Annotated in this window: 18 protein-coding genes; 14 read left to right on the top strand and 4 right to left on the bottom strand. The window is 50.1% G+C overall.

The features are described 5' to 3' along the window. Positions 1 to 33: 33 nt before the first annotated feature. A complete protein-coding gene (locus H142_RS15385) occupies positions 34 to 687 on the top strand; it encodes a GGDEF domain-containing protein (protein ID WP_017932068.1) in 654 nt (217 codons plus the stop codon). On the opposite strand, the gene H142_RS0110350 is transcribed toward H142_RS15385, so the two are convergent. Further along, entirely contained in the window at positions 684 to 908 is a 225-nt protein-coding gene (locus tag H142_RS0110350; RefSeq protein WP_017932069.1) for a YdcH family protein, read from the bottom strand. The two genes, H142_RS15385 and H142_RS0110350, sit on opposite strands and share 4 nt — an antisense overlap. Before the next feature lie 149 nt (positions 909 to 1,057). Between H142_RS0110350 and H142_RS16675 the strand changes: the two genes are divergently transcribed. The 5 genes from H142_RS16675 (at position 1,058) to H142_RS0110375 (ending at position 9,922) form a co-directional block, all read left to right on the top strand. Further along, positions 1,058 to 1,222, top strand: coding sequence for a DUF465 domain-containing protein (locus H142_RS16675; RefSeq protein ID WP_017932070.1), 165 nt, complete (start codon positions 1,058 to 1,060; stop codon positions 1,220 to 1,222). Positions 1,223 to 1,397: 175 nt separating this feature from the next. Continuing rightward, entirely contained in the window at positions 1,398 to 2,891 is a 1,494-nt protein-coding gene (locus H142_RS15390; protein WP_083899011.1) for an efflux transporter outer membrane subunit, read from the top strand. Positions 2,892 to 3,012: 121 nt separating this feature from the next. Next, entirely contained in the window at positions 3,013 to 4,626 is a 1,614-nt protein-coding gene (locus H142_RS15395; protein WP_017932072.1) for an efflux RND transporter periplasmic adaptor subunit, read from the top strand. 1 nt (position 4,627) lies between these two features. Beyond that, complete coding sequence (locus tag H142_RS0110370) at positions 4,628 to 7,837, top strand: efflux RND transporter permease subunit (RefSeq protein ID WP_017932073.1); 3,210 nt, start codon at positions 4,628 to 4,630, stop codon at positions 7,835 to 7,837. A gap of 15 nt (positions 7,838 to 7,852) precedes the next feature. Beyond that, complete coding sequence (locus H142_RS0110375; protein WP_017932074.1) at positions 7,853 to 9,922, top strand: M13 family metallopeptidase; 2,070 nt, start codon at positions 7,853 to 7,855, stop codon at positions 9,920 to 9,922. A 34-nt stretch (positions 9,923 to 9,956) separates the two neighbouring features. Here the strand turns inward: H142_RS0110375 and H142_RS0110380 are convergent, their stop codons facing one another. From H142_RS0110380 to H142_RS15400, 3 genes are all read right to left on the bottom strand, one after another. After that, positions 9,957 to 11,111, bottom strand: coding sequence for a GNAT family N-acetyltransferase (locus H142_RS0110380; RefSeq protein WP_017932075.1), 1,155 nt, complete (start codon positions 11,109 to 11,111; stop codon positions 9,957 to 9,959). Between the two features lie 139 nt (positions 11,112 to 11,250). Then, entirely contained in the window at positions 11,251 to 13,248 is a 1,998-nt protein-coding gene (locus H142_RS0110385; protein ID WP_017932076.1) for an alpha/beta hydrolase family protein, read from the bottom strand. A 238-nt stretch (positions 13,249 to 13,486) separates the two neighbouring features. Next, the gene (locus H142_RS15400) at positions 13,487 to 16,912 is read right to left on the bottom strand and encodes a TonB-dependent receptor domain-containing protein (RefSeq protein WP_017932077.1); all 3,426 of its coding nucleotides are present in this window, start codon (positions 16,910 to 16,912) and stop codon (positions 13,487 to 13,489) included. Positions 16,913 to 17,672: 760 nt separating this feature from the next. Here H142_RS15400 and H142_RS0110395 point away from each other — a divergent pair. The 8 genes from H142_RS0110395 to H142_RS0110435 all read left to right on the top strand — a co-directional run bounded on the left by H142_RS0110395 (position 17,673) and on the right by H142_RS0110435 (position 25,804). Next, entirely contained in the window at positions 17,673 to 18,587 is a 915-nt protein-coding gene (locus H142_RS0110395) for a DUF547 domain-containing protein (protein ID WP_169331849.1), read from the top strand. A 198-nt stretch (positions 18,588 to 18,785) separates the two neighbouring features. Continuing rightward, a complete protein-coding gene (locus H142_RS0110400; RefSeq protein ID WP_017932079.1) occupies positions 18,786 to 19,220 on the top strand; it encodes a DUF2946 family protein in 435 nt (144 codons plus the stop codon). A 324-nt stretch (positions 19,221 to 19,544) separates the two neighbouring features. Then, positions 19,545 to 20,027, top strand: coding sequence for a copper-binding protein (locus tag H142_RS16370; protein WP_199351245.1), 483 nt, complete (start codon positions 19,545 to 19,547; stop codon positions 20,025 to 20,027). A 45-nt stretch (positions 20,028 to 20,072) separates the two neighbouring features. Further along, positions 20,073 to 21,995 carry a copper resistance system multicopper oxidase gene (locus H142_RS0110415; protein ID WP_017932081.1) on the top strand — a complete coding sequence of 641 codons (1,923 nt, stop codon included), beginning with the start codon at positions 20,073 to 20,075 and terminating at the stop codon, positions 21,993 to 21,995. Continuing rightward, complete coding sequence (locus tag H142_RS0110420) at positions 21,995 to 22,804, top strand: copper resistance protein B (protein WP_017932082.1); 810 nt, start codon at positions 21,995 to 21,997, stop codon at positions 22,802 to 22,804. Before H142_RS0110415 ends, H142_RS0110420 begins: the two co-directional genes overlap by 1 nt. A gap of 9 nt (positions 22,805 to 22,813) precedes the next feature. Beyond that, entirely contained in the window at positions 22,814 to 23,950 is a 1,137-nt protein-coding gene (locus tag H142_RS16865) for a DUF2231 domain-containing protein (protein ID WP_017932083.1), read from the top strand. A gap of 29 nt (positions 23,951 to 23,979) precedes the next feature. After that, positions 23,980 to 25,056: an acyltransferase family protein gene (locus H142_RS0110430; protein WP_017932084.1), complete on the top strand. Its 1,077-nt coding sequence runs from the start codon at positions 23,980 to 23,982 to the stop codon at positions 25,054 to 25,056. Positions 25,057 to 25,378: 322 nt separating this feature from the next. Then, positions 25,379 to 25,804 (top strand): hypothetical protein, encoded by a 426-nt coding sequence (locus H142_RS0110435; protein ID WP_017932085.1) that lies wholly within the window; start codon positions 25,379 to 25,381, stop codon positions 25,802 to 25,804. The last annotated feature ends 55 nt before the right edge of the window (positions 25,805 to 25,859 follow it).

A 25,859-nucleotide genomic window follows, 5' to 3' on the forward strand; every position in this document is an offset into this window, starting at 1 on the left:
TGCGCGGGAAAACCGCGGCAAGGTGATGGACTTATGAGCTATGCACGCGTCTCAGAGATGCTATCAAATGAAGGGCTTGTCCCCTATAATGATCAGGCAGCCGCGCCTTCCGGCGTCGCTTTGGCGAAAACGATTGCTGTGCTGCGCGAGGAAAACCGAACATTGCGCCGCAGGCTACGCGAATTAGAACAAACCGCAGATGCAGACCCTCTTTTGCCGGTTCAAAACCGCCGGGCCTTTATCCGCGAAATTGAACGCGCCCAGTCTGTCAAAGCCCGATATGATATACCCTCTTGCATCATCTATTTTGATTTAAACGATTTCAAACAGATCAATGACCGCTACGGCCATGCCATTGGCGACGAGATGCTTTTGTCTGTTAGCGCAGCTTTGTTATCAGGCGTGCGCGATTGTGATGTTGTCGCCCGCCTGGGCGGCGATGAATTTGGCGTCTTGCTATTTAAGACAGACCTACAAATCGCCAGCGCCAAAGCGGCCGTGCTGGCTATGCGGCTTTCCGATTGTGAGATTAATATACCGACAGCCCGCATTTCTGTAAGTGCGGCGTGGGGCGCAGCGGCATGCAAGACAGACGAAGCCGCAGAACACGTTTTATCGCGCGCCGATCAGGCTATGTATGACAATAAAAATATACCGGATTTTCCCATAGATGATCAGGCGTCCTAAGCAATAATATCCGGGGTGAGATCGTCTTCCAAGACGCGGATTTTATCTTTCAAGACAAGCTTTAGCTTCTTCATCCGTTGAATTTTCAGCATATCTGTCACGCCTGTCATTTGCTGCGCGGTGATCTCACTGTCCAGATGCCTATGCTCCATGCGTAGTGCATCGAGCGCCTGCAAGCGCTCGGCTAAATCCTGATCCTCTGATATCTCGGTCTCGTCCATGACTACCCTATAGCGTCAGAAATATATAATCGGTACCCCTATCCTTTAAGTCAGGACTTATAAAATTTTAGTGTCTAAACCGAGCTTAATGTGACACAGCATTTAATCTATGATAAGTATAAGATCTAAATCATATTATGGAGGAATGAATGGCATTATCAGCGCATTTGGAAACCCTGAAAACGAAACATCATGATCTGGACGAAGAGATCAGAACGACGCTGAAAACGCCATCACCGGATCAATTGCGAATATCCAAGCTCAAAAAAGAGAAACTCGCACTTAAAGACCAAATCACGCTCTTATCCGTGTAATTCCAACCAATTTGTAATGTGTTTTTAAAGTCTATTCAGGCTTTATTGCATCCATATCAGGGTCTCACTTCATCTTGATCTATAACGGGCATAAAAAGCTGAGTATTATCGTTTTTCGATAAATAATTGTTGACTAACGGTAATATTCGAGTATGTCCGAGACTTGGAGGATGTGATGAGAGACACATTAATATCAAGAACGGCTATGATGACGACGCTCGGCGCGACGCTACTGACCGGCTGCGCGGGTTTTAGTGCCGATTTCGGTAACCCGCTGGACAGATTCAGCCCTAAAGCGGCTGTGGTCGATACGCAATTGCCCCAGGCCCCGGCGCAAGACTGGGTCGCAGAGAGCTATAAGCCCGACGCCTTGCCCAGCACGAACTGGGTTGCGGAATTTGGGGATCCCACATTATTGCGTATTATAAATACGGCCCTGATTGCCAATCCCGACATTCGCGCTGCCCGCGCCCGTTTGGACGCTGCTGAGCAAAGCGCCATTATTGCCTCGCAAGGCCTGTTACCCGGTGTCAGTGCATCCGGAGGCGTCACGCATAGCGAATTTGGCGATAGCCGCATTGGCGACTCCAACCGTTTTGACGTAGGCATCAATGCCAGTTGGGAGGCCGATCTGTGGGGCCGCGTCCGCGATACAGCCAATGCCGGAGAGCTTGAAGCCGGCGCCAGCGAAGCCGATTATTTCGCCGCACGTCTATCTATTACCGGGCAAGCCGCCACAGCATGGTTTGATCTGATCGAAGCACGGTTACAGACAGAGCTATCCGAGCGTAATTTGCAAACACAGAACCGCGCGCTGAATCTAACAGAGCGCCGCTTTTTTAGCGGCCTGACTACATCCGCGGATGTCCGCATTGCGCGGTCATCTGTCGCCAGCGCGGAAGCGTCGTTAGCCTCCCGCAAACAGGCGCAATCCTCAGGGTCACGGCGTGTTGAAGTTTTGCTGCGGGACTATCCGAGCGCTCAGCTTGAGGCCAGCACGGACCTTCCGGCGCTCCCGCCGGTCCATGCCATTATTGATCCGCAAACGATGCTGACCCGCCGGCCCGATTTGATCGCGGCGGAGACACGTATGGCCGCGCAAGGCCTGCGCGTTGATATTGCCCGCAAAAATCTACTGCCAAAGTTGACATTATCCGGTGATGTCGGCCTGCAAGTCGGCGATATTAGCGATCTGCTCGATATTGACGGCATTATCGCCAGCATTGTCGGGGGGCTGACCGCTCCGATATTTCAAGCCGGTGCGTTAAAGGCGGAAGTCAAACGTAATGAAGCCGTGCTTCGCCAGCAGGTTGAGAGCTATGTTAACACCGTGCTAACAGCCTATCTTGATGTTGAAAACGCTCTGGATGCAGAACGCCGCCTCGATGAGCGCGAAGCCGCTTTGCGCGTGGCGTTAGAAGAAGCCCGCCAAGCCGAGTTGAGACTTGAACGTCAATACTCGCAAGGCCTGATTAATTTCCTGCCGCTGCTGGATGCACAATCCCGCGCAATTAACGCAGAAAGCGCGCTCATCAGCGCGCGCAAAGAACGTCTTGCCAACCGCGTCAGATTGCATCTGGCTTTGGGCGGCGGGACTTACGGCGCACCAACAGATATACTGGTCGCGCAGACACTAACGGGCAATATTGCGGGTTCGACCCCGCGATAGACATAGAGAAATTCACGCGCGGTCATAAGGACGGCTTTGAATTATTAAATATAATCCGTTTGACCGGATGCACCGTATTTATTCATACGTGTATTGGCGCGGCGTAATGAGGCTTAGGCGCATGTTTAAGAGATTTAAGAGAAAAAATCGACTTCAAACCAAAAACGCATCACTATTTGATAGCGCAAATCCGGCAGTTGATGACGATATAGTCCGCACGCCCCTGTCCAAACGCATCCTGATAGGCGTAATCTGCATTATCATATTGCTGGTATTTTTTGGTGTTTTGAGCTTTATCAAAAAAGTCTATGATAAACCCGAAGATAAAGAGCGCAGCTTTAACGCTCTGGCGGTTATGGCCGCGCCGGCACGAATCGAAGACGTCCAACTGACTGTTGAAGTGCAAGGCGAGTCGACGCCGCGCACCGAGATCAACCTCGTCCCGGAAGTGGCCGGTAAAATCGTATATGTCTCTCCGAACTTTGTCGAAGGTGGTATTATCAGCAAGGGCGAAACCTTGCTTCGCGTCGAAGACAGTGACTACCGCGTTGCCGTAATGCGCGCGCAGGCCCAAGTCGCGCAGGCCGAGCAGGTCTTGACCCGCGAAGCCGCTGAAGGCGAAATTGCCCGTCAGGATTGGGAGGAATTGGGTACCGGCGACGCCAGCCCGCTGACCTTGCGCGTCCCGCAACGCCAACAGGCCGAAGCCGCACTACAGGCCTCTAAAGGTGATCTTCAAGCCGCAAATCTGCAATTGCAGCGCACCTATGTGCGCGCGCCTTTTACAGGGCGTGTCCGCACAAAATCATCTGATATCGGTCAATATGTTACGCCGGGATCAAGCTTGGGCCGTATTTTCTCGACCGACATTGTACAGGTTCGCCTGCCGCTATCCGATACGGATCTGTCGCGTCTGGTTCTGCCCATCGCCTTTGTTGCCGATTCGCGCAGTGTGGCCCCCAAAGTGACATTGTCCGCCACAGTAGGCGGTCAATATCAGGAGTGGCTGGGCAATATCATGCGCACTGACTCTACCTATGACACACAGAGCCGCGCCTTGTTCGCCATTGTCGAAGTTGCAGACCCTTACGGTAAAGGCGCATCACAAAACGGCGTGCCGCTGGCGCCCGGCCTGTTCGTCAATGCCAAGATTCAAGGCCGCGAAGCGCTCAGCGCCTATGTCATTCCGCGTGATGGCCTGCGTCCAAATGATGAAATTTACGTTGTTGATGATAAAGGTAATGCTGAAATCCGTACGGCTGACGTCATTGATACCTATCCGGACCGCGCGATATTGCGCAGCGGCGTCAGCGAAGGCGAGCTTGTTGTGCTCTCCCCGATGGAGCGCTCGCGCGTCTCCACGCCTCTTAAAGTCCTCGATTTTAACGATCCGACAATCGTACTGGTTGAGCCGGAAAAACCGGAGTGGCTGATCGCTCAGGAAGCCGAGAAAGAAAAAGCTGAAAACGATAAAGACAAACCCAAAGATGACGGGCTGAGCGGCAAAGACAAAGAACTGCTAAACGTGATGTTTGCCAAGGAATATGCCGAAGTCAAATCCGAGATGACCGATGCGGATAACGATAAATTCCGTAAAATGAGCCCGCAGCAACGCAGTGCTTTCATGAAGCGTAAATTGGCTGAAAAAATGAAAGACAATGCCGAACGCCGCGAAAACGGCACGAAACCGGATACCGATAGTCAGACCAGCGCAACCGAAACTCAGGGAGAATAACATGAAAAACCTCATCAGATGGTTTGTTCGTAACCCGGTCGCCGCAAACCTTATCATGGTCTTATTGTTCGTCGGCGGGATTGTCGGTTATTTTAAGCTCGAACGTGAATTCATCCCGCAAACAACATTTAACGGCATGACCATTAGTGTGTCCTGGCCCGGTGCATCACCGCGGGATGTGAATGAGCAAATCATCGCCCGCGTGGAAGAAGCCATCGATGGTCTTGACGGGATCGATTACATTGAGAGCTCGGCTTATGAAGGCGGCGGCTCTATTAATGTCCGCACGAAACTGCGCATTGATTATGAGAAAATGTATGATCAGGTGAAATCGCGCGTCGACGGGATTAACAACCTGCCGCCGGATATTTACCGCCCGCAGGTTTTTCGCTGGGATGCCCGCGTTGATATTATGTATTTGGCGCTACACGGCGATGTAGACCGCCTGACGCTACAGCGTTTGGGCAATGATATTCGTTTGAAGCTGACCAATCTTCCGGGACTGCAGCTGACCAATCAGGTTTCGAAACTGCCCGAGCAGGTCACGATTGAAGTATCCGAAGAAGATCTTCGCCGCTACGACCTCACCTTTAGCCAGGTCTCACAAGCCATTTCCGGTGCTTCAGTTAATCTCTCTGCGGGCTCGGTTGAAACCAGCTCCGGCAATCTGCAATTGCGCGCACGGTCACTGGCGGATTCCAAAGCCGACTTTGAAAATATTGTTGTGCGCCAGACTCCTGATGGCGGCAAAGTCTATGTACGCGATATCGCGACCGTTATTGACGGCTTTGATGATGAAAAATTTAATGCAGAATTCCGGGGTGAACCCACGGCAATTTTCCAAGTTTTATCGCCTGACACATCTAATATTACCCAAGCCGGTAAAGAAATTCGCGAATTTGAACGTAATATTCAAGACAGCCTGCCCCCGGGCGTGAGCTTTTCAATTTGGTTTGACGGCTCTAAAATGGTCGATAGCCGGATGAACTTAATTGGCAGTAATGCTTTATTTGGCCTCCTGCTTGTTCTGATTACCCTTCTTTTATTCTTGCGTCCTGCTGTCGCCTTCTGGGTGACAATCGGTATCGCGACGACATTTGCCGGCGCGATTGCTGTGGCCCCTTATTTGGGCATTTCACTGAATATGATTTCGCTCTTTGCCTTCCTGTTGGTGATCGGGATCGTTGTTGATGACGCCATTGTTGTTGGCGAGTCCGCGCATTTTCATAACGAAAACGGCATAGGCGGCGCTGCAGGGGCTATTGGCGGAGCGAACATGGTCGTTAAACCCGTATTTTTCGCAGTTATTACAACCATTATGATGTTCGTCCCGTGGATGCTGATCACAGGGCCGATGAACTCAATTACCTCGCAAATCAGCCTTGTGGTGATTGCAGTCTTAGTATTCTCCTTGATCGAGGCTTTCTTCATATTGCCCGCGCATTTGCGTCATCTTAAACCGATTAAACATGACAAACTTGGCCCGGTAATGAAATTCCAACAGGGTCTAGCCAATAGCTTGAATACATTTGCAGCGCGGATTTTCCGCCCGCTTGTCGCCCTGCTGATCAAGTTCCGTTATTTCACGGTTGCCACCTTTATCGGCTTAATGGTGCTGGCTATCGGACTGCTAACCGCCGGGATTGCGCCGGTCTCTATGTTCCCCGAAGTTGATGGCGATATGGTCCAGTTTAATGCGCGCTTCCCCGAAGGCACGAATTACGAGCGTATTGAACAGGTGCGAGAGCAGCTTGATGCCGGGATCATGAAGTTTAACGCCAATGTTAAGAAGGATTTCGGCATTGACGAACCGCTCATCTCCCATCCGGGAACTATGTCCAGCAGCCGTCAGGTTGAAGGCTATCTGGGCTTAATTGACGCCAATATCCGCAAAGAAATTCCAACCAAAGATATTGCTGACAAACTCGAAGAATATGTCGGGCCGATTCCGGATGCTTACCGCGTTCAATACGGCTTTACCGAAGGCGGCAACGGGAATGGCGGTGGATTATGGTTTGCTGTTTCAGCTCCCAATGGCGATGATTTAAACGCTGCTGTGCTGGATATCAAAGGTGAAATGGAAACCTATGGCGCGGTGACGCGCGCATGGGACGGCCTGGAAAGTTCAGCCAAAGAGCTGCAATTTACTCTGCAACCCGGCGCGGAAACGCTCGGTATTACGCTTCAGGATCTGACGCGTCAGGTACGCGGCGCATTTTACGGCGTCGAAGTGCAGCGCCTGCCGCGCAACGGTCAAGACGTTCGCGTGATGGTTCGCTATCCCACTGACGCGCGCGAAAACATAGACAGCCTGCGTAATCTGCGCATTCGCACGGCTGCAGGGGTCGAGGTTCCGCTTTATTCTGTGGCTGACGTTACCATCGTTGACGGCGTCTCGCGCATTCGTCGCCGGGATCGTCAACAGGTCGAATACACCGGCGCGCGCGTACGCGGCGGACCGCAAGTGGTCACAGAGATCAAAAATGACATGGAAGAGAACTTCTTCCCGCAATGGGAGCTGCGTCATCCGCGGGTCAACCGCGTCCTTGTCGGTGATGACGAGATGACCCGTACTATGGGCGCAGAGCTCCGGCTCTACGGTATTATGATCTTAGTGTTGATGTATATGCTGCTGGCGATCGCCTTTAAATCATATGCGCAGCCATTCTTGATTATGGTGGCCATCCCGTTCGCATTGGTGGGTATGATTTTCGGTAATATTATTACCGGCGTTCCGTTTGGAATGATGAGTCTGTTTGGCCTCTTTGCGGCGGCCGGGGTTGCGGTTAACGACAACCTTGTCCTCATCGATTATGTCAACAGATTGCGGTCCAGAGGAGTTGGGGCATATCAAGCTATGCTTGATTCCTGTGTTGCGCGGTTCCGCCCAATCCTGCTGACGTCCGTTACAACCTTTATCGGCGTAACGCCGATCCTGTTTGAAACATCGGCGCAGGCCGAATTTCTCAAGCCGATGGTTGTCGCTCTGGCTTACGGCGTTTTATTCGACTTCTTCCTGACCTTGATGTTGGTTCCGGCCATGTATGGTATTGGCGTTGACATCACCCGCATGTTCCGTGGATGGTGGCACGGTGAGCGTCAACCGGGTCTCGGGTCATTTTATAATCCTGAGATCACACTCGCTCTGGATGATCTGGACATAACTGATATTGAAAGTGATCCACACGGAGATCCTGTTCCTGCAGAATAAAACAGAAAGCATTCTATGACTTTTAAATCCCTACTTCTTGGTTCAGCGCTTGCGCTGGGCTCAGCCAGCCTTATGAGCGCGTGTAATAAAGAGCCCGCCATTACCGAAGCCCCGGCCCCGGTTAACGCCAAGCTCGGCAGCTTCGGTATCGCTTTAGAAAATATCGACGAGACCGTAAAGCCCGGCGATGATTTCTTCCGTTATGTAAACGGCAAATGGCTAGATAATACCGAAATCCCTGCTGACCGTTCCAGCTATGGATCGTTCCATATTCTAGCCGATCAGGCTGAGCTGCGCGTTCGTGATATTATCGAATCTGCGGCCGAAACAGGCGGCAATGCGGGTAGCGCAGAGCAGCGTATTGGTGATCTGTTCTCATCCTTTATGGACGCGGACAATATCGAGACAAAAGGCATGGCGCCATTGCAGGCTGACCTGGATGCAATCTACGCACTCGGCAGTCACGAAGATATTGCTCTGGCTTTTGCGGATCGCTCTAATGATTTGACTCTGCCGTTCGGTCCCTATGTCTATATCGACAGTAAGGACACCACTCAATATATCACTTATATGGGACAGGGCGGACTGGCGCTGCCGGACCGCAGCTATTATCTCGACGACAAGCCCAGCAATATCGAAATCCGCGCGGCTTATCTGGACTATATGACGACGGTGTTTGAAGCCGCCGGAAAAGATAATCCGCGGGAGCGCGCCGAAAATGTTTTGGCGTTTGAGACCGATATTGCCCGCGCGCACTGGACGCGCGAGAAGCGCCGTGAACGGGATCTGACCTACAATAAAATGACGATGGAGGAGCTGGATAGTTACGCCCCCGGTCTGCCTTGGGCCGAGATGATGAAACTGATGAATATCGGCGACATTGACGATATCGTTTTGACCCAAAATACTGCGGTTAAAGACAGCGCAAAAGTTGTTGTGGCTACTCCGGTTCCTGTATTGCAGGACTATATGGCGTTTCATTTGATCAATGATTATTCGCAATATTTGCCGTCAAAAGTCGATAATGCCAGTTTTGATTTCTTCGGTACAGCGCTTCGCGGCACGAAAGAACAGCGTCCGCGCTGGAAACGCGGCGTTTCCTTTGTCAACGGCACAGTCGGCGAACTGGTCGGTAAGATTTACGTCCAGGACCATTTCCCCGAAAGTTCCAAAGCGCAAATGCAAGATCTTGTCGAGAACCTTCGCGCTGTATTCAAAGAAGGTATTGATGACCTGGAATGGATGAGCGAGGATACCAAAACGCAGGCCCAATATAAGCTGGCCAAGTTCAATCCCAAGATCGGATATCCTGATAAGTGGGAAGATTATGACGGCCTGAATGTTGATAAGGACGACCTTATCGGGACTGTAAAATCTGCGCGACTTTGGCGTTGGAATGACCGCGTTGGCAAGCTTGGGCAGCCAATTGACCGCGATGTCTGGGGCATGACGCCGCAAACGGTAAATGCCTATTATAACAGCTCGCTCAACGAGATTGTTTTTCCCGCCGCTATATTGGACGCGCCTTTCTTTGACCCCAATGCAGATCCGGCTGTAAATTACGGCGGTATCGGCGCAGTCATTGGCCATGAAATGGGTCACGGCTTTGACGATCAGGGCCGAAAAACTACAGGCGATGGCATGCTTGAAGATTGGTGGACTGAGCAGGACGCTGAGAACTTTAAAGCCCGGGCCTCGCGTTTAGGCACGCAATATGACGCCTTTGAACCGCTGCCGGGTGAATTTGTTAACGGCACGATGACAATGGGCGAAAATATCGGTGATCTGACCGGTATCACCATGGCTTATAAAGCCTATAAACGCTCTTTAGGCGGACAAGAGGCCCCTATGATTGACGGATTGACCGGCGATCAGCGGTTCTTCCTTGCTTATGCGCAAATCTGGCAGGCAAAATACCTTGAAAAAGCCGCTCTGTCGCGCCTGAAAACGGATGTACATAGCCCGGGCCAATACCGCGCAAATGGAATCGTGCGTAACTTTGACCCGTGGTACGAAGCCTTCAATATCACGACGGAAGACGAGCTTTATTTGCCGCCTGAAGAACGGGTGCGCATCTGGGAATAATCCGTTACGGGTTTAGATTATGTGCCGGGATATCTCAGGATTTCCCGGCATTTTTTATGGCTGATAGCATAGCCAGGGCGCGTCCACTGGCTGTTGGGTCACAGGCTGCTATCTGCGAGTAACGGCGCCGAAACTTGCCGGGAAGTTTGCCCAGACCGCCAAGAGGCACGCTTTCCCCGAAGCGTTCAGCGGCGTCATAAACCTTTGACAAGGTCGCCGCAGGCCCCGACGCGGCGATCATTCCGGATTGCGCGCTTATATCTATCCCGGCATAATGTTTCTTATAACCCTCAATTCCGGAGCCGAGATCAAGCCTATCATAACCGAGAGTTTTTGATGAATCGATTAGCTGCTCGAGCAGTTGAGAGCCGGGAGAGTATGCGTGAAATTGTTCGTCATATCCGACGATCCAGCTGTGGAAGGTTTTACCATCGGTAAGTCCCAAATCCGCCGCCGCCATAGTGTCGCCAATATAAAGCACGTGTAATTCACAGCGTAGATCCGGGGCGCGGCGGGCATATAGGTTTCGCAAAAGTGTCTCTGTCCACTCCGTGCCTAGCACATTATATTTCCCGGTCGCCGCAAATTTTTCCTTCTTCCACCGCAATGCAGTTAAGAATGCCTCTTCATCCCGCACGTCAAATTCGGTGCGCACGGGGCCGATTTCAGCTTCTGCTTTACGCATACGGCGGTTATTGCCTTTTATCATGTTACGATAAGACTTCCCGCGGGCAGCGCGCCAAGCTTCTGCACCTATCGAAATGTCTGTGGCCGCGATTTTTTCGCTGCGAGTGTGAGGCACCGCGTTTGAATGAATTAAACCGGAAAAGTGGTAAGCGCCAATATCGGCCGTCCCCAGCATATCTTTGATATCAACATTGCTATCGGGATGGCATATCATGCCGTGGTAATCCGTCATGGGAGCGCCAACCGGACGGGCAAATTGCTTGCCCTGTACGGGTAAAAATGCAGCCACCTCGCCGCATTGATAGGCCACGATAATCCGGACGTCGCCGCGAAGCTTGGCAACTTCAAGCGTGTAATCAAGGTTGAAATAGGGGCTGTAGAGGGCCGGATTAGCGGCCTGCATGTGACTCCACTTTGCTTTAAGCGGTTCAGTGATCTCCTTAGCGCTTAAGACGGAAAACTGCACTGCGCGTTTCACTTTGCTATGATTGGTCGTCGTCATGCAGCCCTACCGCCCGGCATTATCTAATCAAGTCCTCATCTTACACATATTTGGTTTCTGCAGCCTTAAGGCACGCGCTTTAAACGAGGCCATAAAAAACCCCGCACAAGGCGGGGTTTTTATTACAATATGGGTGGGGCTACAGGCCGCCGGGACCGCAATCTTTTTGTAAGAAGTCCAGAATTTCAGTGTAATATGTAATATTATGATCGTAACGATGCGAGAACAGGAAGTGATCGGCTTTATCTAAAACCAGTGTTTTCACATTATCCATTTTACCCGCTTTTTTTAATGCCGAAGTATAGTCCTCAAAATGGTAGAACATGACGCGGCGATCCTGGCGCGGATGAATAAGAAGCATAGGCACATTCACATTCGTAACTTCTTTCATAGGATCAATGCCGGAAACCGTGCCTCGCTGTGCTGACAGCTCATCAAAATACTTAATTGTATCATCAGAACGGTTCTTATGTTGCTTGGACACATTCGCAACGAACGCTGCAGGAATAGTGCACTGATAAATTTGATCTTCGCGGGAGGCTGCGACCAGCGCTGCATAACCGCCATAGGACCAACCAAACATGCCGACGCGATCTGCGTCTACATCACCGCGTTTGATCAGGAATTTTGCCGCATCATCTTTATCATCCTGCATGGCCAAACCATGCTCATTCCACATTTTGATGTAGTGATTGTACCCATGAGCCAATGACCCGCGATATTGTGGTTGCACGACCATGTAGCCGTTATTAGCCAGCATTTGACTCCATTCATCATATACAATGACTTCGGGAACATAAGGGCCACCATGCGGGAGTACGATGAGCGGATGCGGACCGTCACCTTTGGGGTGGGTCACATAAGCGGGAATAGTCAAACCATCGCGTGCCGGAAATTCGACATACTCTACTTTGGAGTAGTCTTCTGATCCAAGTAAAGGGTTGCGGCTTCCCAATTTAAGAAGCTTGCCATCTTTAATCAGATAATAGGTCCCGCTATCCATATCACTCGTATTCCTAGCGATCATAGTACGGTCATCTTCTGATCGGCTAACAATTGAGAGCGTTGTGAGGTCGGACCCTGGAACTGCAGCCATGATCTTTTCGAGCATAGACTTTTCATCTTGGTCGAAGAAATGACGCTCAACGCCGTCGGCAAACCAGTAAACACTTTTAATTTCATCATCGCCAGCACGTATATTACCGCGGCTAACACCCATAATGTCGTATTTATCATTGCCATAAACTTTGTTGAGAAATTTAGAATTTACAAAGTCGTATTCCCATAGCGCAACCGTATCCTCGTTATTGCGGGCCAAGACATGACCTACAGTGCCGTCGCCGCCCGGTACATCACCAACCCAGTTGAAATCTAATTTTGTATACTCTTCAGCCGGGACGCGCAGGAATTCCCGCCAGGATGTATCGCTTGGTGAGCGGTAATAATACATATGCTCATCTGATGTAACATCCCACCCTTCAGAAAACCTGACATTGCCGTTAATATCGAAATCGGCCTGACGCTGTTTGCCACCGCCACGATACACGAGTTGTTTAGCCCCTGTCTTTGTATTTACGCGAAAATAGGACCGTGGACGGTTACCCGCATATGGGTCGCCTGAAGAAACTGCAGCAGGACCATTACTCTCAGCCAGCAAAACATGGTCAGGCTCGTTAGGGAGTGAAGACACAAGCTCAAAACTACCGTCAATCTGCTTAAACTTCTTCTTATTTACGTCATAAAAGAAGCCTTTATAACCAAAAATATGATCTTCTGGTTGCTTGACGGTGGTTTTTACAATTTTGCGAGACACACCGAACAAACGGTCATTGGTGATCCAAGAAATGGATTCAAATTCCATAGGCTTTGCGTTTGACCGTGACACGGGCTCTGATAGATCAGATGTGTCGTAAACTTCTATGAAGGGATCTCCATCGCGGCTTTCGATTTTCATTAGTGCCATATATTTGCCGTCAGGCGATACTGACACATTGGATAATGCATCCCGTACAGCCCAGTATTCCAGCGGTACAGGTTCAGCGGCTGTATAACCATTAGCTGCAGTTGAAGCGAATGCCGCGCCTGGCACAGAAAGCATGGCCGTAGCGGCGCATGTTGCGATAAGAAACTTTTTCATAGATTTACCCGTTTTATTATCGGAGATGTGTTCTCCTTATTGTTTATCGATAACACATATATTCCGATGAAATCAAGCAGTATTTATTGTTAAACGATAATTATTTGCAGCTACCCTTCATCCAAAAGCATGATGGCCAACTTTGCAGGACGGGTTAAATCTACTTTTCAGCCAAGACACAGGCATAAAAAAACCCGCAGGCAAAGCCTACGGGTTCAAGTCTTAGAGCGCTAAAAGACTAGCGGAATGTTTTATTCAAGCGAATAAAGTATTCACGACCTTCAAGGTCGTAACCATAACCAAGAGGTGTATTTGAAATACCGAACTGTTCACGCGTATCAATCCGAGGCGGCTCTTCGTTCAAAATATTGCTAACTCCGACAACTGCGTTCCAATCATCTCCACGGTAACGCACAGACAGGCTGTGTGTGAAGTAAGAGTCTGCGAAGAAGACCGGGCGACAATTCACATCACCCGCAGCAGGACCGGCACATGTTACTGCGTCATTGTTGCTGTCATTGTAGTTTGTAAATGCTGCAACTGTACGAAGCGGTGTGACACCATCTGATTCAAACTCACGTGTCTCAACTTCGCTTTGGAAGAATGTAGACAGCGTTAGACGCCAGCGGTCAAAATCAACATAATTCGTCCATGACCCGCGCCATTCAGAGTAACCGAAGCTTCCTTTAAACTCAGTCACATCACGCAAACCTTCATCATTCAGATCTTCAAGATTACGCTCAAGCAGATGATTGGCTTGGAGGCGTGACCGGAAATCGAAGGATTTACCCAAGGCATTGATGTTGTTTTTGCTCAATACAGCGTTGATATCTACACCTTCCGCGGTTTCAAGGTCGCGGTTTGAGAAGATTGTATCAACAAGCGTAACTCTGCCGGGATTGTTTGCCGCAGTTACCGGGTTCCGTGTAAATGAGTTACAAAATGCTGACTGCGTTGGACCGCGTCTATAGCAATCCCCCAAAACAGAGGATGCGGTAGGCTCAATCACTGTGTTTTCAATCTCAATTTTGTAATAAGTCGCCCCAAATTCGAGATCAAATTTATCAGTGAATGGCTGTTCGAACGAGAAGCCAAGTGTGTAGCTGTCTGACTCTTCCGGATCAAGATCAAGATTACCTGCGCTTAGAACCTCAGAGTTGTACACGGCTCCCTGCGTGGACCCAAATAAATCCGGTGTTAAGCCTGCCGCCGCGCAATTTGCGATAACTGCATCATCACGTTGGTCAAGTGTTGGATCATAAACAAAGTTGGGTGGATCGCCGATTGTGGTCGTTATGTTTCTGAAGGCTGCACCGCCTGCAACACATGGGTCAACAATATTAGTAAAGCCTGTTTGGCGTTTCAAGAACAGTTCACGCAAATTCGGCGCGCGGAATGATGTGCCAATAGTACCACGAAGCAAAAGAGAATCGATCGGGCGATAGCCTGCCTTCACATTATAAGTGCTGTTCGTACCGTAGAACTCGTCATCCGTAACACGGCCCGCAAGATCAACATTAAATTCGCGGAAACCAACGGTACCCGTTCCGAAAGGAATTGAGAGCTCACCATAAACTTCGGAAATGTCTCTCTTGCCTTGCGCGCCCTGATCCCCGGCAAAGCCAAAGAACAAGCCTTGCGATGCCACGAGATTAGGCGTTGAATTCACATCATCACGACGGAATTGCGCGCCTAAAAGCATGGAAACGTCGCCGCCCGGCAATTGATACACATCACCTTGGACGATCGCATCAAAGATCAGCTGGCTGGTTTGTGTTGCGAAGCTGCGCTTATCAAACAGATAATCTGTCTCAGCTTGACTTGCGAAAGAGTTGCCGGCCGGACTTTGATAAAGTGACGGTGCAAACATATTTACGGGCACACATCCATCAGACACGTCAGGGGTAATATTAAACCCTGTCGTATCACAGGGTTGGTTAGTGGATAATGCAGTCACCGGGTCAATACCCAGTCCCAAAGCAAGCGCCAGACGGTCACCGCGAACACCAAGACGTTCGGATGTACTGTCAGACCATGAGTAAGAGCCGCTAACATCGAAGGACCAATCAGAGAATGTTCCAAAGTTAATGCCCGGAAGGTCACCATTAAGTCCTGTCACAAGACGGGATTGAGCAAGCTGGATATCATTGACATTACGGTCATTAAGAACGCCGACAACCGGTTGGAAGCCGATTGGGCCGGCCGGGCCGTTAAGAGCGCCAAATGCAGCAGGGGAACATGCGGCGGTAAAGCCGCGGCCAAAACAGTTGTCCGTACCAAAGGCATTAAGATTGATATTGTTCAATACAGCTTGGAATTGAGTAACGTATTCAGGGGTTTGCACCAGTTGATCATAAACGAGGCCGCAATCCTGACCGCCGGCTGCAGCCGGATTACACGGGTTAAACGGGTTATTGCCTGGAACTTCGGGGAAGAGCTGGCCTTGGAAACCGCGGCTTTTAATATTGTTTTGAGAATATAAAAACTCAAAATATGGCGTGATATTCATCTCGCCTTCAAATGTATATTGGCCGTTAAAGAACACGCTCGTGCGCGCTTGCTCACTCTGAAGCTGCTGCAATTCGTTTTGGCGACCATTAGTTGTTAAATTGGAAAGCGGAGTATCATAGACGCCATCACCATCCTGATCCAAAGCCGCGCCGAATGGACGCGCAAATGTATCAAATCCGGGAACACCTGAATTACCACCAGCCGGATTGGCAAAGAGGAAGGAGAGCGGACTTGCAACGAGTGGGGCCAGATAGCCGGCTTGACGGGAGATACTTCCGCCGTCACGACATGACGTGGCTGGATAGCTTAGGCCTTGTTCTGTGTAGCGCTCAGTATCTTCAAGGTTGATGCTGCGGATTTCACCGTTAGTTGTGACTTCTTGATATTCATCACAGCCTTGCAGGAATTTACGGTCAGCAAGCGTCCATGGATCAGTATAACTGTATTCTACAGCGCCGCCGATGAAGCCGCGGTCAATAGACTTACCGTAGCTGGCGCCAATCGTGTAATCCTGACCGTCGCCATATTCTGGCGAATCAGCACGGATATCGAGCTCCAGACCATCAAAGTCTGTTTTTGTGATTACGTTAATCACACCGGAAACAGCGTCCGAACCATAAACTGAGGATGCACCGTCAGTCAGAATTTCGTACCGGTCAATCATTGTTTCCGGGATTAGGTTGATCGACACTTGAGTCGGCGCACCTTCAACACCCGCAGGGGCTAAGCGGCGGCTATTCATCAAGACGAGCGTCCGGTTAGCACCGAGGCCGCGAAGATCAACTGTTTCAGAGCCGGGGCCGTTATCCAGCACAAAACCGGAGAAAGTTGAGTCAATTTGCTGACCGGAAGCCGTAGAAGAGGTCTGCAGAATTTCTACAGGACTAAACAATCCTGAATCAGCGGCCAAATCTGTATCAATAACCTGTAGCGGTGTGATACTGTTGAACGTCGATTTTTTCAGGCGCGAACCTGTGACGACAACTTCGTCATCTTCGCGAACATCGTCATTCTCATTAATAGTCTCAACTCTTATAGGGTCTTCGACTTGGTCAACAGTCTGCGCATATACAGGAGCGGCAAAGCTCACGGCCGCGAAACCTGCTAAAACGCTAGTGCCGAGCAAAAGCTTCTTAAGGTCTAGGTGTGTCATAAATCTCTCTTTTAACGCCAAAGTGGAGCCGGATGTCCCCGAGCGGAACCATCACAGATTACGAACGTTTAATTATCACATTAATATATGGCAAGCTTTCACATCATTAATCTGCATATAATCTTGAACCGTGTCATTTTGGTCACAAAAATCACACTAGATATGGCAATACGTAACTCAAAATACCAAGATTTCTGCAATTTTATGCCTTCAGCTTAACAAATGTTGCATACACCTACCGCTTATATATTCAGATAAGTGAGCGTGATTCCAAAATTCAGCAGAAATTCACTTTTTAAGTTTGATATTGATAAACAGATAGTATATACTGATAAACGATAAATAAATGACTGCGTTCAAGCGGTTTAATACCCATTATACATTATATATGCAAAAGGCTGTTCCGATGATGTCCAAATATTCAAATACCATATCATGGCGCAGTTGCGCCTCGTGCCTCGCCATAAGCACCGCACTTACTTTTGCCCCTTCTGGACTTGCCGCTCAACCCGAAAGCGCAGCTTCGGCTAATCGTGCGGATACGGCTCAATCTCATGATTATGTCCAATTAGCAGCCGCACCGCAAAAAGCTATAATGACAACACAGGCTGGTTTCGAAAAGTTCGCGCCGCAAACAAATACGAAATCAACACGCATCGACTATGAGATTTGGGATGAAGCCCTTAAGAATGTAGTTTTAGATCTCGGACCATCAATACGCGTCCGCGCACCACGTCCACAAGCCCAAGTTGGCTCAAGAATGGTAAAGGGGCACAAGAGCGCTTATCGTCTTGAAGGCTCACGATTCACCTTTGCTTATATTACGGACGAATATCGCGCCGGCCTAACAGAATACCGCAAGGACTTGCAGAGCCTTCCGGACCGGGTTGATTTGACCTCCCTATCCCGCGATGAGCAATTGGCTTATTGGTTTAACCTGCATAATGTCTCGGTGATTGAGCAGATCGCCATTGCTTATCCCACTAAAAGACCTGCGGACATCAAAATCAAGATGGATGACCGCAAAGTGAAGCTTGATGAGGCAAAATTTATTGAGGTCAGCGGCATAAAAATGTCCCCGCGCGACATCCGTACCCAGATTGTTTATCCGAACTGGTCTAATTCAAACGTGATTTACGGCTTTTACCGGGGCGACATCGGCAGTCCAATGTTGCCGCGCTACGCTTACGAAGCGTCGAACTTGAACTATACGCTCAATGATAACGGGTATGAATTTGCAAATTCTCTGCGGGGTTTTAACCGCACGCTCGGCCACCGCAATGTTTCAGCTGTCTATCAGGAAGCCGCGCCTTACTATTTCCCGGATTGGGATCATGATCTGACCGCCCATTTGTCGACCCATATTGACGATGACAAATTGCTGGCTGATCTGAATAATGGCGAGCCCATCCGTATTGACCGTTATGACACAATGGTTGCCGACCTATCCGGGGGGCAACGTCTGGGGAGTTCTGGCGCTCCGATTAGCGGGCAACTGAGTATGTCAGCTGATACACAAAGGCTTTTAACGGAGGTGCGTAAGAAGCAGGACATTCTTCGCGGCCGCGGCGTTATTGGCCAGCAGCCTAAAGGCTGGGTGGTCATCGAAGATCTTTACGCCGTTGACCCTGACAAACCCGTAGAGCCGAAACCGGAGACGGAAAGCGATCAATAGTCTAAATATCATTACCATTTAAAAGCCGTCTGTTTCAGGCGGTTTTTTTATATAATTTGAGTGCGTATTAAATTAATATTCACCACAGGCTGGCAGGTTCACGTTACGCGGTGCCTGTACCCCTTAAAGTCTGTACATTGACAAATACCAAGGGGGGGGTATAAATCGGTACGAATTCGGGATTTATACTCTATGCCAATGGGATATATCAGAGCAGGACTGATCGCAGCTTTCGCTATTATGTTCGGTATTGTGCAGCTTATTTGCGCCTGTATGCCTGTGGCTTCGGGCGGCATCATGGCCGCTCATCCGTCTTTTGCAACTGACCACATGAGCAGCCATGATATGAATCAGATGGCGAACAATGATGCCTCCCCGCCCAACCACGGCCAGCACGAACATAAAGCGAAATGCTCACATTGTGACGATACAGTTGCCTTATCGGTGATTCTGGATACGACGCCATATGTTTATAACGTGCCGACAATATATGTGGCGCGATATTCTCTTCCGGCTCCCAGGGTTTACGCATTCGTGGCAGACATAAATCGCTCCGGACTCCGATGGCATAACCCGCCCCGACCGCTCTCCAGCCCCGGCCCGGTTAAGCTACAAACACGCTCCCTGATTTAGACGTGCACCTATGCGATTGCGTAAGGCTCTAAGCTTTTCGCAATTTCAGCTGTGCGTGTTTTGCCGCCCCACATTGGCATATTCGCGCCCAGCATCGGCAATGCCAAGGTGGCATGGCGCGTGTTTATCACTCCCCAAATTTTGATCCCTTGGCATTGCCGCACTTTTCACAGTGGTCGATTGACCCGCCAATAATCCCGAAAAATAACCCTATTTCAGGAAAATAACATGACTTTAACAACCCGTTTAATAGCTTCCGCTATAACTGCTACGCTAATCAGCGCCACCGCTCTCGCACAAATGAGCGGCCACTCAGACCATGATATGAGCCAGGCGGATAAACCCGAATTGAACCACGCCGACATGCAGCACGGTAAAATGGAGCAGGGTTCAATGACCCATGACGCCATGATGGAAGCCCGCGCCAAGCACATGATCGAAGTTTTGGGAACTATAAAAAAAGTGGATAGAAAAAAACGTATTGTCAACCTCGCGCATAGCGCCATCCCTGCGGTTAGTTGGCCTGCCATGACGATGAATTTCTCCGTCGGCAAAGACGTTGATTTGAAAAATTTGAAAAAAGGTCAAACCGTACAGTTTACTTTGCACCGCGCCCAAGACGGTAGCCTGCCGCTTGTTGAAATCTGCCCAACCACAAACACCAATGTCATTGCAGGATTATGCGCCGCCGACATGAAGCACGGCTCCGACAAGCATAAAATGGACCATGACGGCATGAAACATGACGACATGAAGTCCGGGGAACAAAAACACGAAGGCATGAGCCACGACGGCATGAAGCATTAAAGCTACACCGCCGCATCTTTCACGCAATATTATAAGGATTGCACTATGTACAATCGCCGTAGATTTTTGACATCATCCCTCGGAGCCGGGGCAGCTTTAGGCGTGTCCGGCCTCGTGCCCGCATGGGCTGTATCGGCCTCTGAGGGCAATATGGGCATCCCTGCCCTTACGGGCACAAATTTTGATTTGGAAGTGTCGAAATTCAAGACCCGTATTAATGGTCGCGTGGCATCAGCGGTGGGGGTGAATGGCAGCATTCCCGCTCCGCTGATCCGTTTCCGCGAAGGAGACGATATCACGCTGAATGTGAAGAACACATTAGACGTGGACACATCTATTCATTGGCACGGCCTGCTCGTGCCATTCCAAATGGACGGGGTTCCCGGCGTCACATTCCCGGGTATTAAGCCCGGCGAAACATTTACCTACAAATATGCTGTCCCGCAAAACGGAACCTATTGGTATCATTCCCATAGTGGTTTGCAGGAACAGAGCGGCCATTACGGCCCGATCATCATCGATCCTAAAGACGCCGATCCCGTGTCCTATGATCGTGAATATGTATTGATGTTGGGGGATTGGACGTTCACCGATCCGCACCGCATTTTTGCTAAACTGAAAAAGAATGCCGAGAGCCTGAATTTTAATCAAGCGACGGTCAGCAATCCCAAAGGTCTTCTGGGCATGTGGGGCGCTATGCGCATGTCACCCAATGACCTCGCCGATGTGACGGGCGAGACTTATACTTACGTGATTAACGGACATAGCACGGCTGATAATTTTGATATGGTGTTTAATCCGGGCGAGCGGGTGCGACTTCGTATTATCAACGCGGCGGCCATGACGCTGTTTAATGTCCGTATGCCCGGCCTGCCTATGACAGTCGTACAGGCTGACGGTCTGAATGTCCGTCCGGTTGAAACTGATGAGTTCCAAATGGGCGTGGCCGAAGTTTATGACGTGATTGTAGAGCCAACCGAAGCAAAGCCCTTTGCCTTTGTCGCCGAGTCTATTGACCGCTCTGGTCAGGTGGTCGCAACTCTGGCGCCAAAGCCCGGTATGCGCGCAAAGGCGTCAGCCCTGCGCGCTGTGCCCACTTTGACCATGAAAGATATGGGCATGGACCACTCGTCCATGGGCGGCATGGACGGCATGGATCACGACGCAACGACGGACATGAACGCGAAGCCTTCTGCCCAGATGGATCATTCAAAAATGGGCCATGATATGGGCGCCATGAGTGACGGTAAAATGGGAGGCATGGATCACGCAGCCCCCGATCACGCGGCAATGGGGCATGGCCCCAACCCGAACGGCCCTCCTGTTCAGCTTGCCAAAATGGAAGCCGATATTGAGGTGGGTCCCGGCGTGGTGAATGTCGCGGCCATGCCGACTAACCGCCTTGACGAGCCAGGCATCGGTCTGTCGGACGTGCCCCATCGAACTTTAACATACAGCCAGCTTCGCAGCCTAGAGCCCAATCAGGACACGCGTAAACCGGGACGCGAAGTCGTGGTGCATCTGACCTCCAATATGGAGCGGTATATGTGGTCCTTTGACGGCGTGAAATTTTCTGAAGTCAAAGAGTCGATTAAATTTATGGAAGGCGAGCGTGTCCGGTTGACTATGGTCAATAATACGATGATGCCGCATCCCATCCATTTACACGGTATGTTCTTTGACGTGGTAATCCCGGGATATGAGAACGGCACTCACATGCCGCGCAAACATACGATCGTTGTTAAACCGGGCGAAAAGCTCTCTGTGGATGTCACGGCAGAACATGTCGGGGATTGGGCATTTCACTGCCATCTCATTTACCACATGCATGCCGGCATGATGCAGGTCGTCTCTGTCCTGCCCAACCCGCAGAAAATGACGCCGATGATGATGAAGTCTATGCCAGCCGATCATTCTAAAATGGATCACTCAAAAATGGGTCATGATAATATGAAGGAGGCGAAATAATGACTTTATCTCACCTGATTAAATTCGCTTCTGTCGCAGCTCTGACTGTTACAATTTTATCTCCAGCCGCCTTTGCGCAGGATTCAGACGATCCCGCGCCATGGTCTATGGCCGATAAATATTGGGGCGCGGACGTTATGGCGAGATCACGCGAAGCTGTTCAAAAATCTAACGGAAACATACCCAATTTTATGATTATGGGCGATCGTTTGGAATGGCAGGACACTGACGGAGACGGCTCCTTTTTGTGGGACGCGCAAGGCTGGTTTGGCGGCGATATCAATAAGCTCTACATTAAAACCGAAGGTGAATATGCTTTGGAAGATGAAGAGATAGAAGACGCCGAAGTGCAGGCTCTATATTCGCGGGCGATTGCTCCGTTTTGGGATTTGCAAGCGGGCGTTCGCTATGATTTAGAGCCCAAAGGCCGCACTCATGCCGTCCTCGGCGTACAAGGCTTAGCGCCGTATTGGTTCGAAATTGACGCTGCGGCATTTTTATCAACAGACGGAGATTTGTCTGCCTCAGTCGAGGCTGAATATGATCTTCGCTTTACGCAGCGTATCACCTTGCAGCCGCGCGCCGAGATCGGCTTTTCTGCGACAGACATTCCTGAACTGGACATCGGATCAGGCATTACAAATCTCGATGCAGGACTGCGGCTTCGTTACGAGATCCGCCGTGAATTTGCGCCTTATATCGGCGTGGAGTGGCAAAAAAGCTTTGGCGACACGGCTGATTTTGTACGCAGGAGTGGTGGGGATCCTGATAAGATTGTCGCCGTAATTGGTCTTCGGACCTGGTTTTAGGAGGTTATTATGGGGGGACTTATCGAACCGAACATTCATCCCATGCTTGTTCATTTTGCTTTTGCGCTGAGTTTAAGTGCAATTTTCATTTATATTTTAGGCCGCTTCTTTCCGCGCGGCTCCAGACGCGATAATACGCAAGCTGCCGGAGATTGGATGCTTGCGCTTGGCGCCATTGCCATAGTCGCAACAATTGCGGCCGGGTTTTATGCCTATTACACCGTGGCTCACGACAGTCCGTCCCATGAGGCGATGACCACGCACAGAAACTGGGCTGTTCCGTCCGGCACTGCGATTATCATTCTAGCGATATGGCGATACTCTAAACGTGCAAGCGCGCCGAGCGGGATATTCCTTGGATTGCTGGCGGCCGCGGCTTTGTCTTTATCTGTCACTGCATGGTGGGGCGGCAACATCGTCTTTAAATATGGACTTGGCGTTCAAAGCATGCCCGCAGTTACAGGTGACGGTCATGACCATGAGCACGGAAGTGGTAGCGTCGGTGAAACTATGACCATGCCTAACGGTGTCAATACGGGTGACCACGATAATTCAGATGGTCATCATGGCGATGCTATGCCCCAAGCCGGGGCTGCATCCGGTCATGACAATAGTGATGGTCAGCATGACGCTATGCCGGCAGACGCGGCCCAAGAACATGACAACTCTGACGGCCACCATGACGCCCCCGAAACTGTTGTTCCGACTGATCATGACAACAGTGACGGTCATCACAATAATGATGCGCAAAGCGCTGATAATGAGGCGATTAAGTCTATTATCACGGCTATCCAAAAAGGATGGGAAGATGGCAATGGAACCCCGTTCCGAAGGCATTTCCTTGATTTCGAGGGCGCCCGTTACTTTGAATCGGGTGGTCAGAATACGGGCCTGAATGATCTTGTCGAAAATCATGTCGAGCCGGAGAAGGATTCCATTCCAGATTTAAAACTCGGCCTTTCTGATTTGGAAATTTATTATGAAGGCAATTTTGCCTGGGCTGTAGCCAGTACGACGGTGCGGGGAACGGTTGTAAAATCAGACCGCGTTATCGACAATACAGGCAAGCAAACATGGCTCTTTCGAAAAATTGATGGCGAATGGAAAGTTGTGCATACGCATTCATCGTCCCGTGCTGCGCGGTGATTGAACTTAAGCCTTAAGGGAAGCGTAATATGGTTGCCACTACAAGCTATGATACACCCCGCGATCCGCTCATGAGCGGCAACCACCTGACGGCTGTCAGGTGGGTTTTAGCAGGGTTAGTCGCCTTGGGTCATATCTTTCTTTTGACCACGGCTTATGAACCAATCCGCATTCACCAATGGACGGGCGGTTATATGGCGGTGAACGGATTTTTTGTCTTAAGCGGGCTTCTGATCGCCAAGAGTCTTGATCTGCGCCGCGATCTAAAACTTTATGCGGTATCGCGCGCTTTGAGAATATACCCTGCCCTTATCGTTTTAATGTTGGCCTTTATATTTGTGTTTGCGACGATATTTTCAAAACCGGGTGGCGCAGCGGCCATAGGGTCGACAGAAAACTGGCTATATGTTCTTCGCGTTTTGGCGCTTGGGGATCCTCAAAATGCCCCCGGCGGAATATTTTCCGGTAATATTGAAGAGGATTTTAACGGACCCCTTTGGACTATCCGATTTGAAATTGTGGCTTATATTTTAGCCGCCATCGGGTTTGCAGTCGGGCTTTTGAAAAGCCGCGTTCTCACGCTCGTTACGTTTTTGGGCGTTCAAAGTGCTTATCTCGGACTACCGCTGTTTATTGATTTCTCGACCTTGCCGACCGGACTGCTGCCTTTACTACGCTTATCCAGCGCATTTCTAATGGGCATGTGTTTGTGGCAGTTTCCCGAAGCGCGGCGGCCGCATTGGATTTTGGTTGCCATAGCGGTTGCAGCCTTCCTGCTGTTTGGCCGTGGTTTCGGGGGAGAACTTCTGGGCAACCTTGCCCTTACAGGTTTGATTCTGCGCCTTGGTTTAACAGATAAAACATTCGCGCCGCTGCGCAAACTTCCCGACTATTCCTACGGCATTTACATCTGGCATTATCCGGTCATGCAGGCCGTTTTGTTTTTTAATCCGCAGGTGGGCCCCGCAAAACTCGCGCTTTATTCCATTCCAGTATTTCTCTTGTTGTCTGCCATCTCATGGCACCTCATTGAGAAACCCGCTCTGAAACTGAAGTCTAAGAAACGTCAACAGTTCGTACCGGAGAACACTATGGAAGGAACTTAAAAACTTGCGACTTGTTATACCCCCTAGGGGTATTGTATGAAAGATGATATTCGTATAGAAAGGGCGCCCAAATGATAGATAAAAATCAGACTGTCGATAAAGATGCGCCAGCTTCAAAAAGCTGCTGCGCACCGAAAAAGAAACCCAATCCGCAACACCAAACTGCGGCGAGGCAGTCATGCTGCTGCACGAAAAAATCCGCTTCAGCTGAATAATTGGGGAAAGGGTTTGCAAAGCACGACGAAACGCTTGGCAAATTCAGAACATTGAGGCTCACCCAATGAGATCATGGGCCGTGTTCAAAAGAGAGAAGGAGACTATAATGACTAACTTATATAAAAACCGAAAGCATGCACTCATAATTACGAGTGCCGGGCTGTTCACCCTACTCGCCGGTTGTGCCAGCGTTGCGACACAGAGCGATACAGCGGCTACAAAATCTAACATGTCGATGGCTGCAAAAACGGCCATGCGCGCGGATTGCCAAGCCATGCATGACAAGATGATGTCCGGTAAAACTATGGGCGATATGCCGGGCCATAAAATGATGACACCCGAGATGATGAAAAAACATCAAACCTGTATGGAATTAATGCCGGACATGAAGGCTAAAATGCAGGAAAAATGCGCTGCGCACAAAGCCGGCACTATGGACCATAGCATGATGGGTGACGGTAAAATGAACCATGACATGATGGATCAACATTGCGCCATGATGCTGTCCGCGGACGGTAGTGACGGATCATAACGGTGAAAATTCTTCCTATGGGAGCAGCGCTTTCGCTGCTCCTCATAATCAGCTT

Origin of the sequence: Robiginitomaculum antarcticum DSM 21748, assembly GCF_000365025.1 — a bacterium.
GTDB classification, from domain to species: Bacteria; Pseudomonadota; Alphaproteobacteria; order Caulobacterales; family Maricaulaceae; genus Robiginitomaculum; species Robiginitomaculum antarcticum.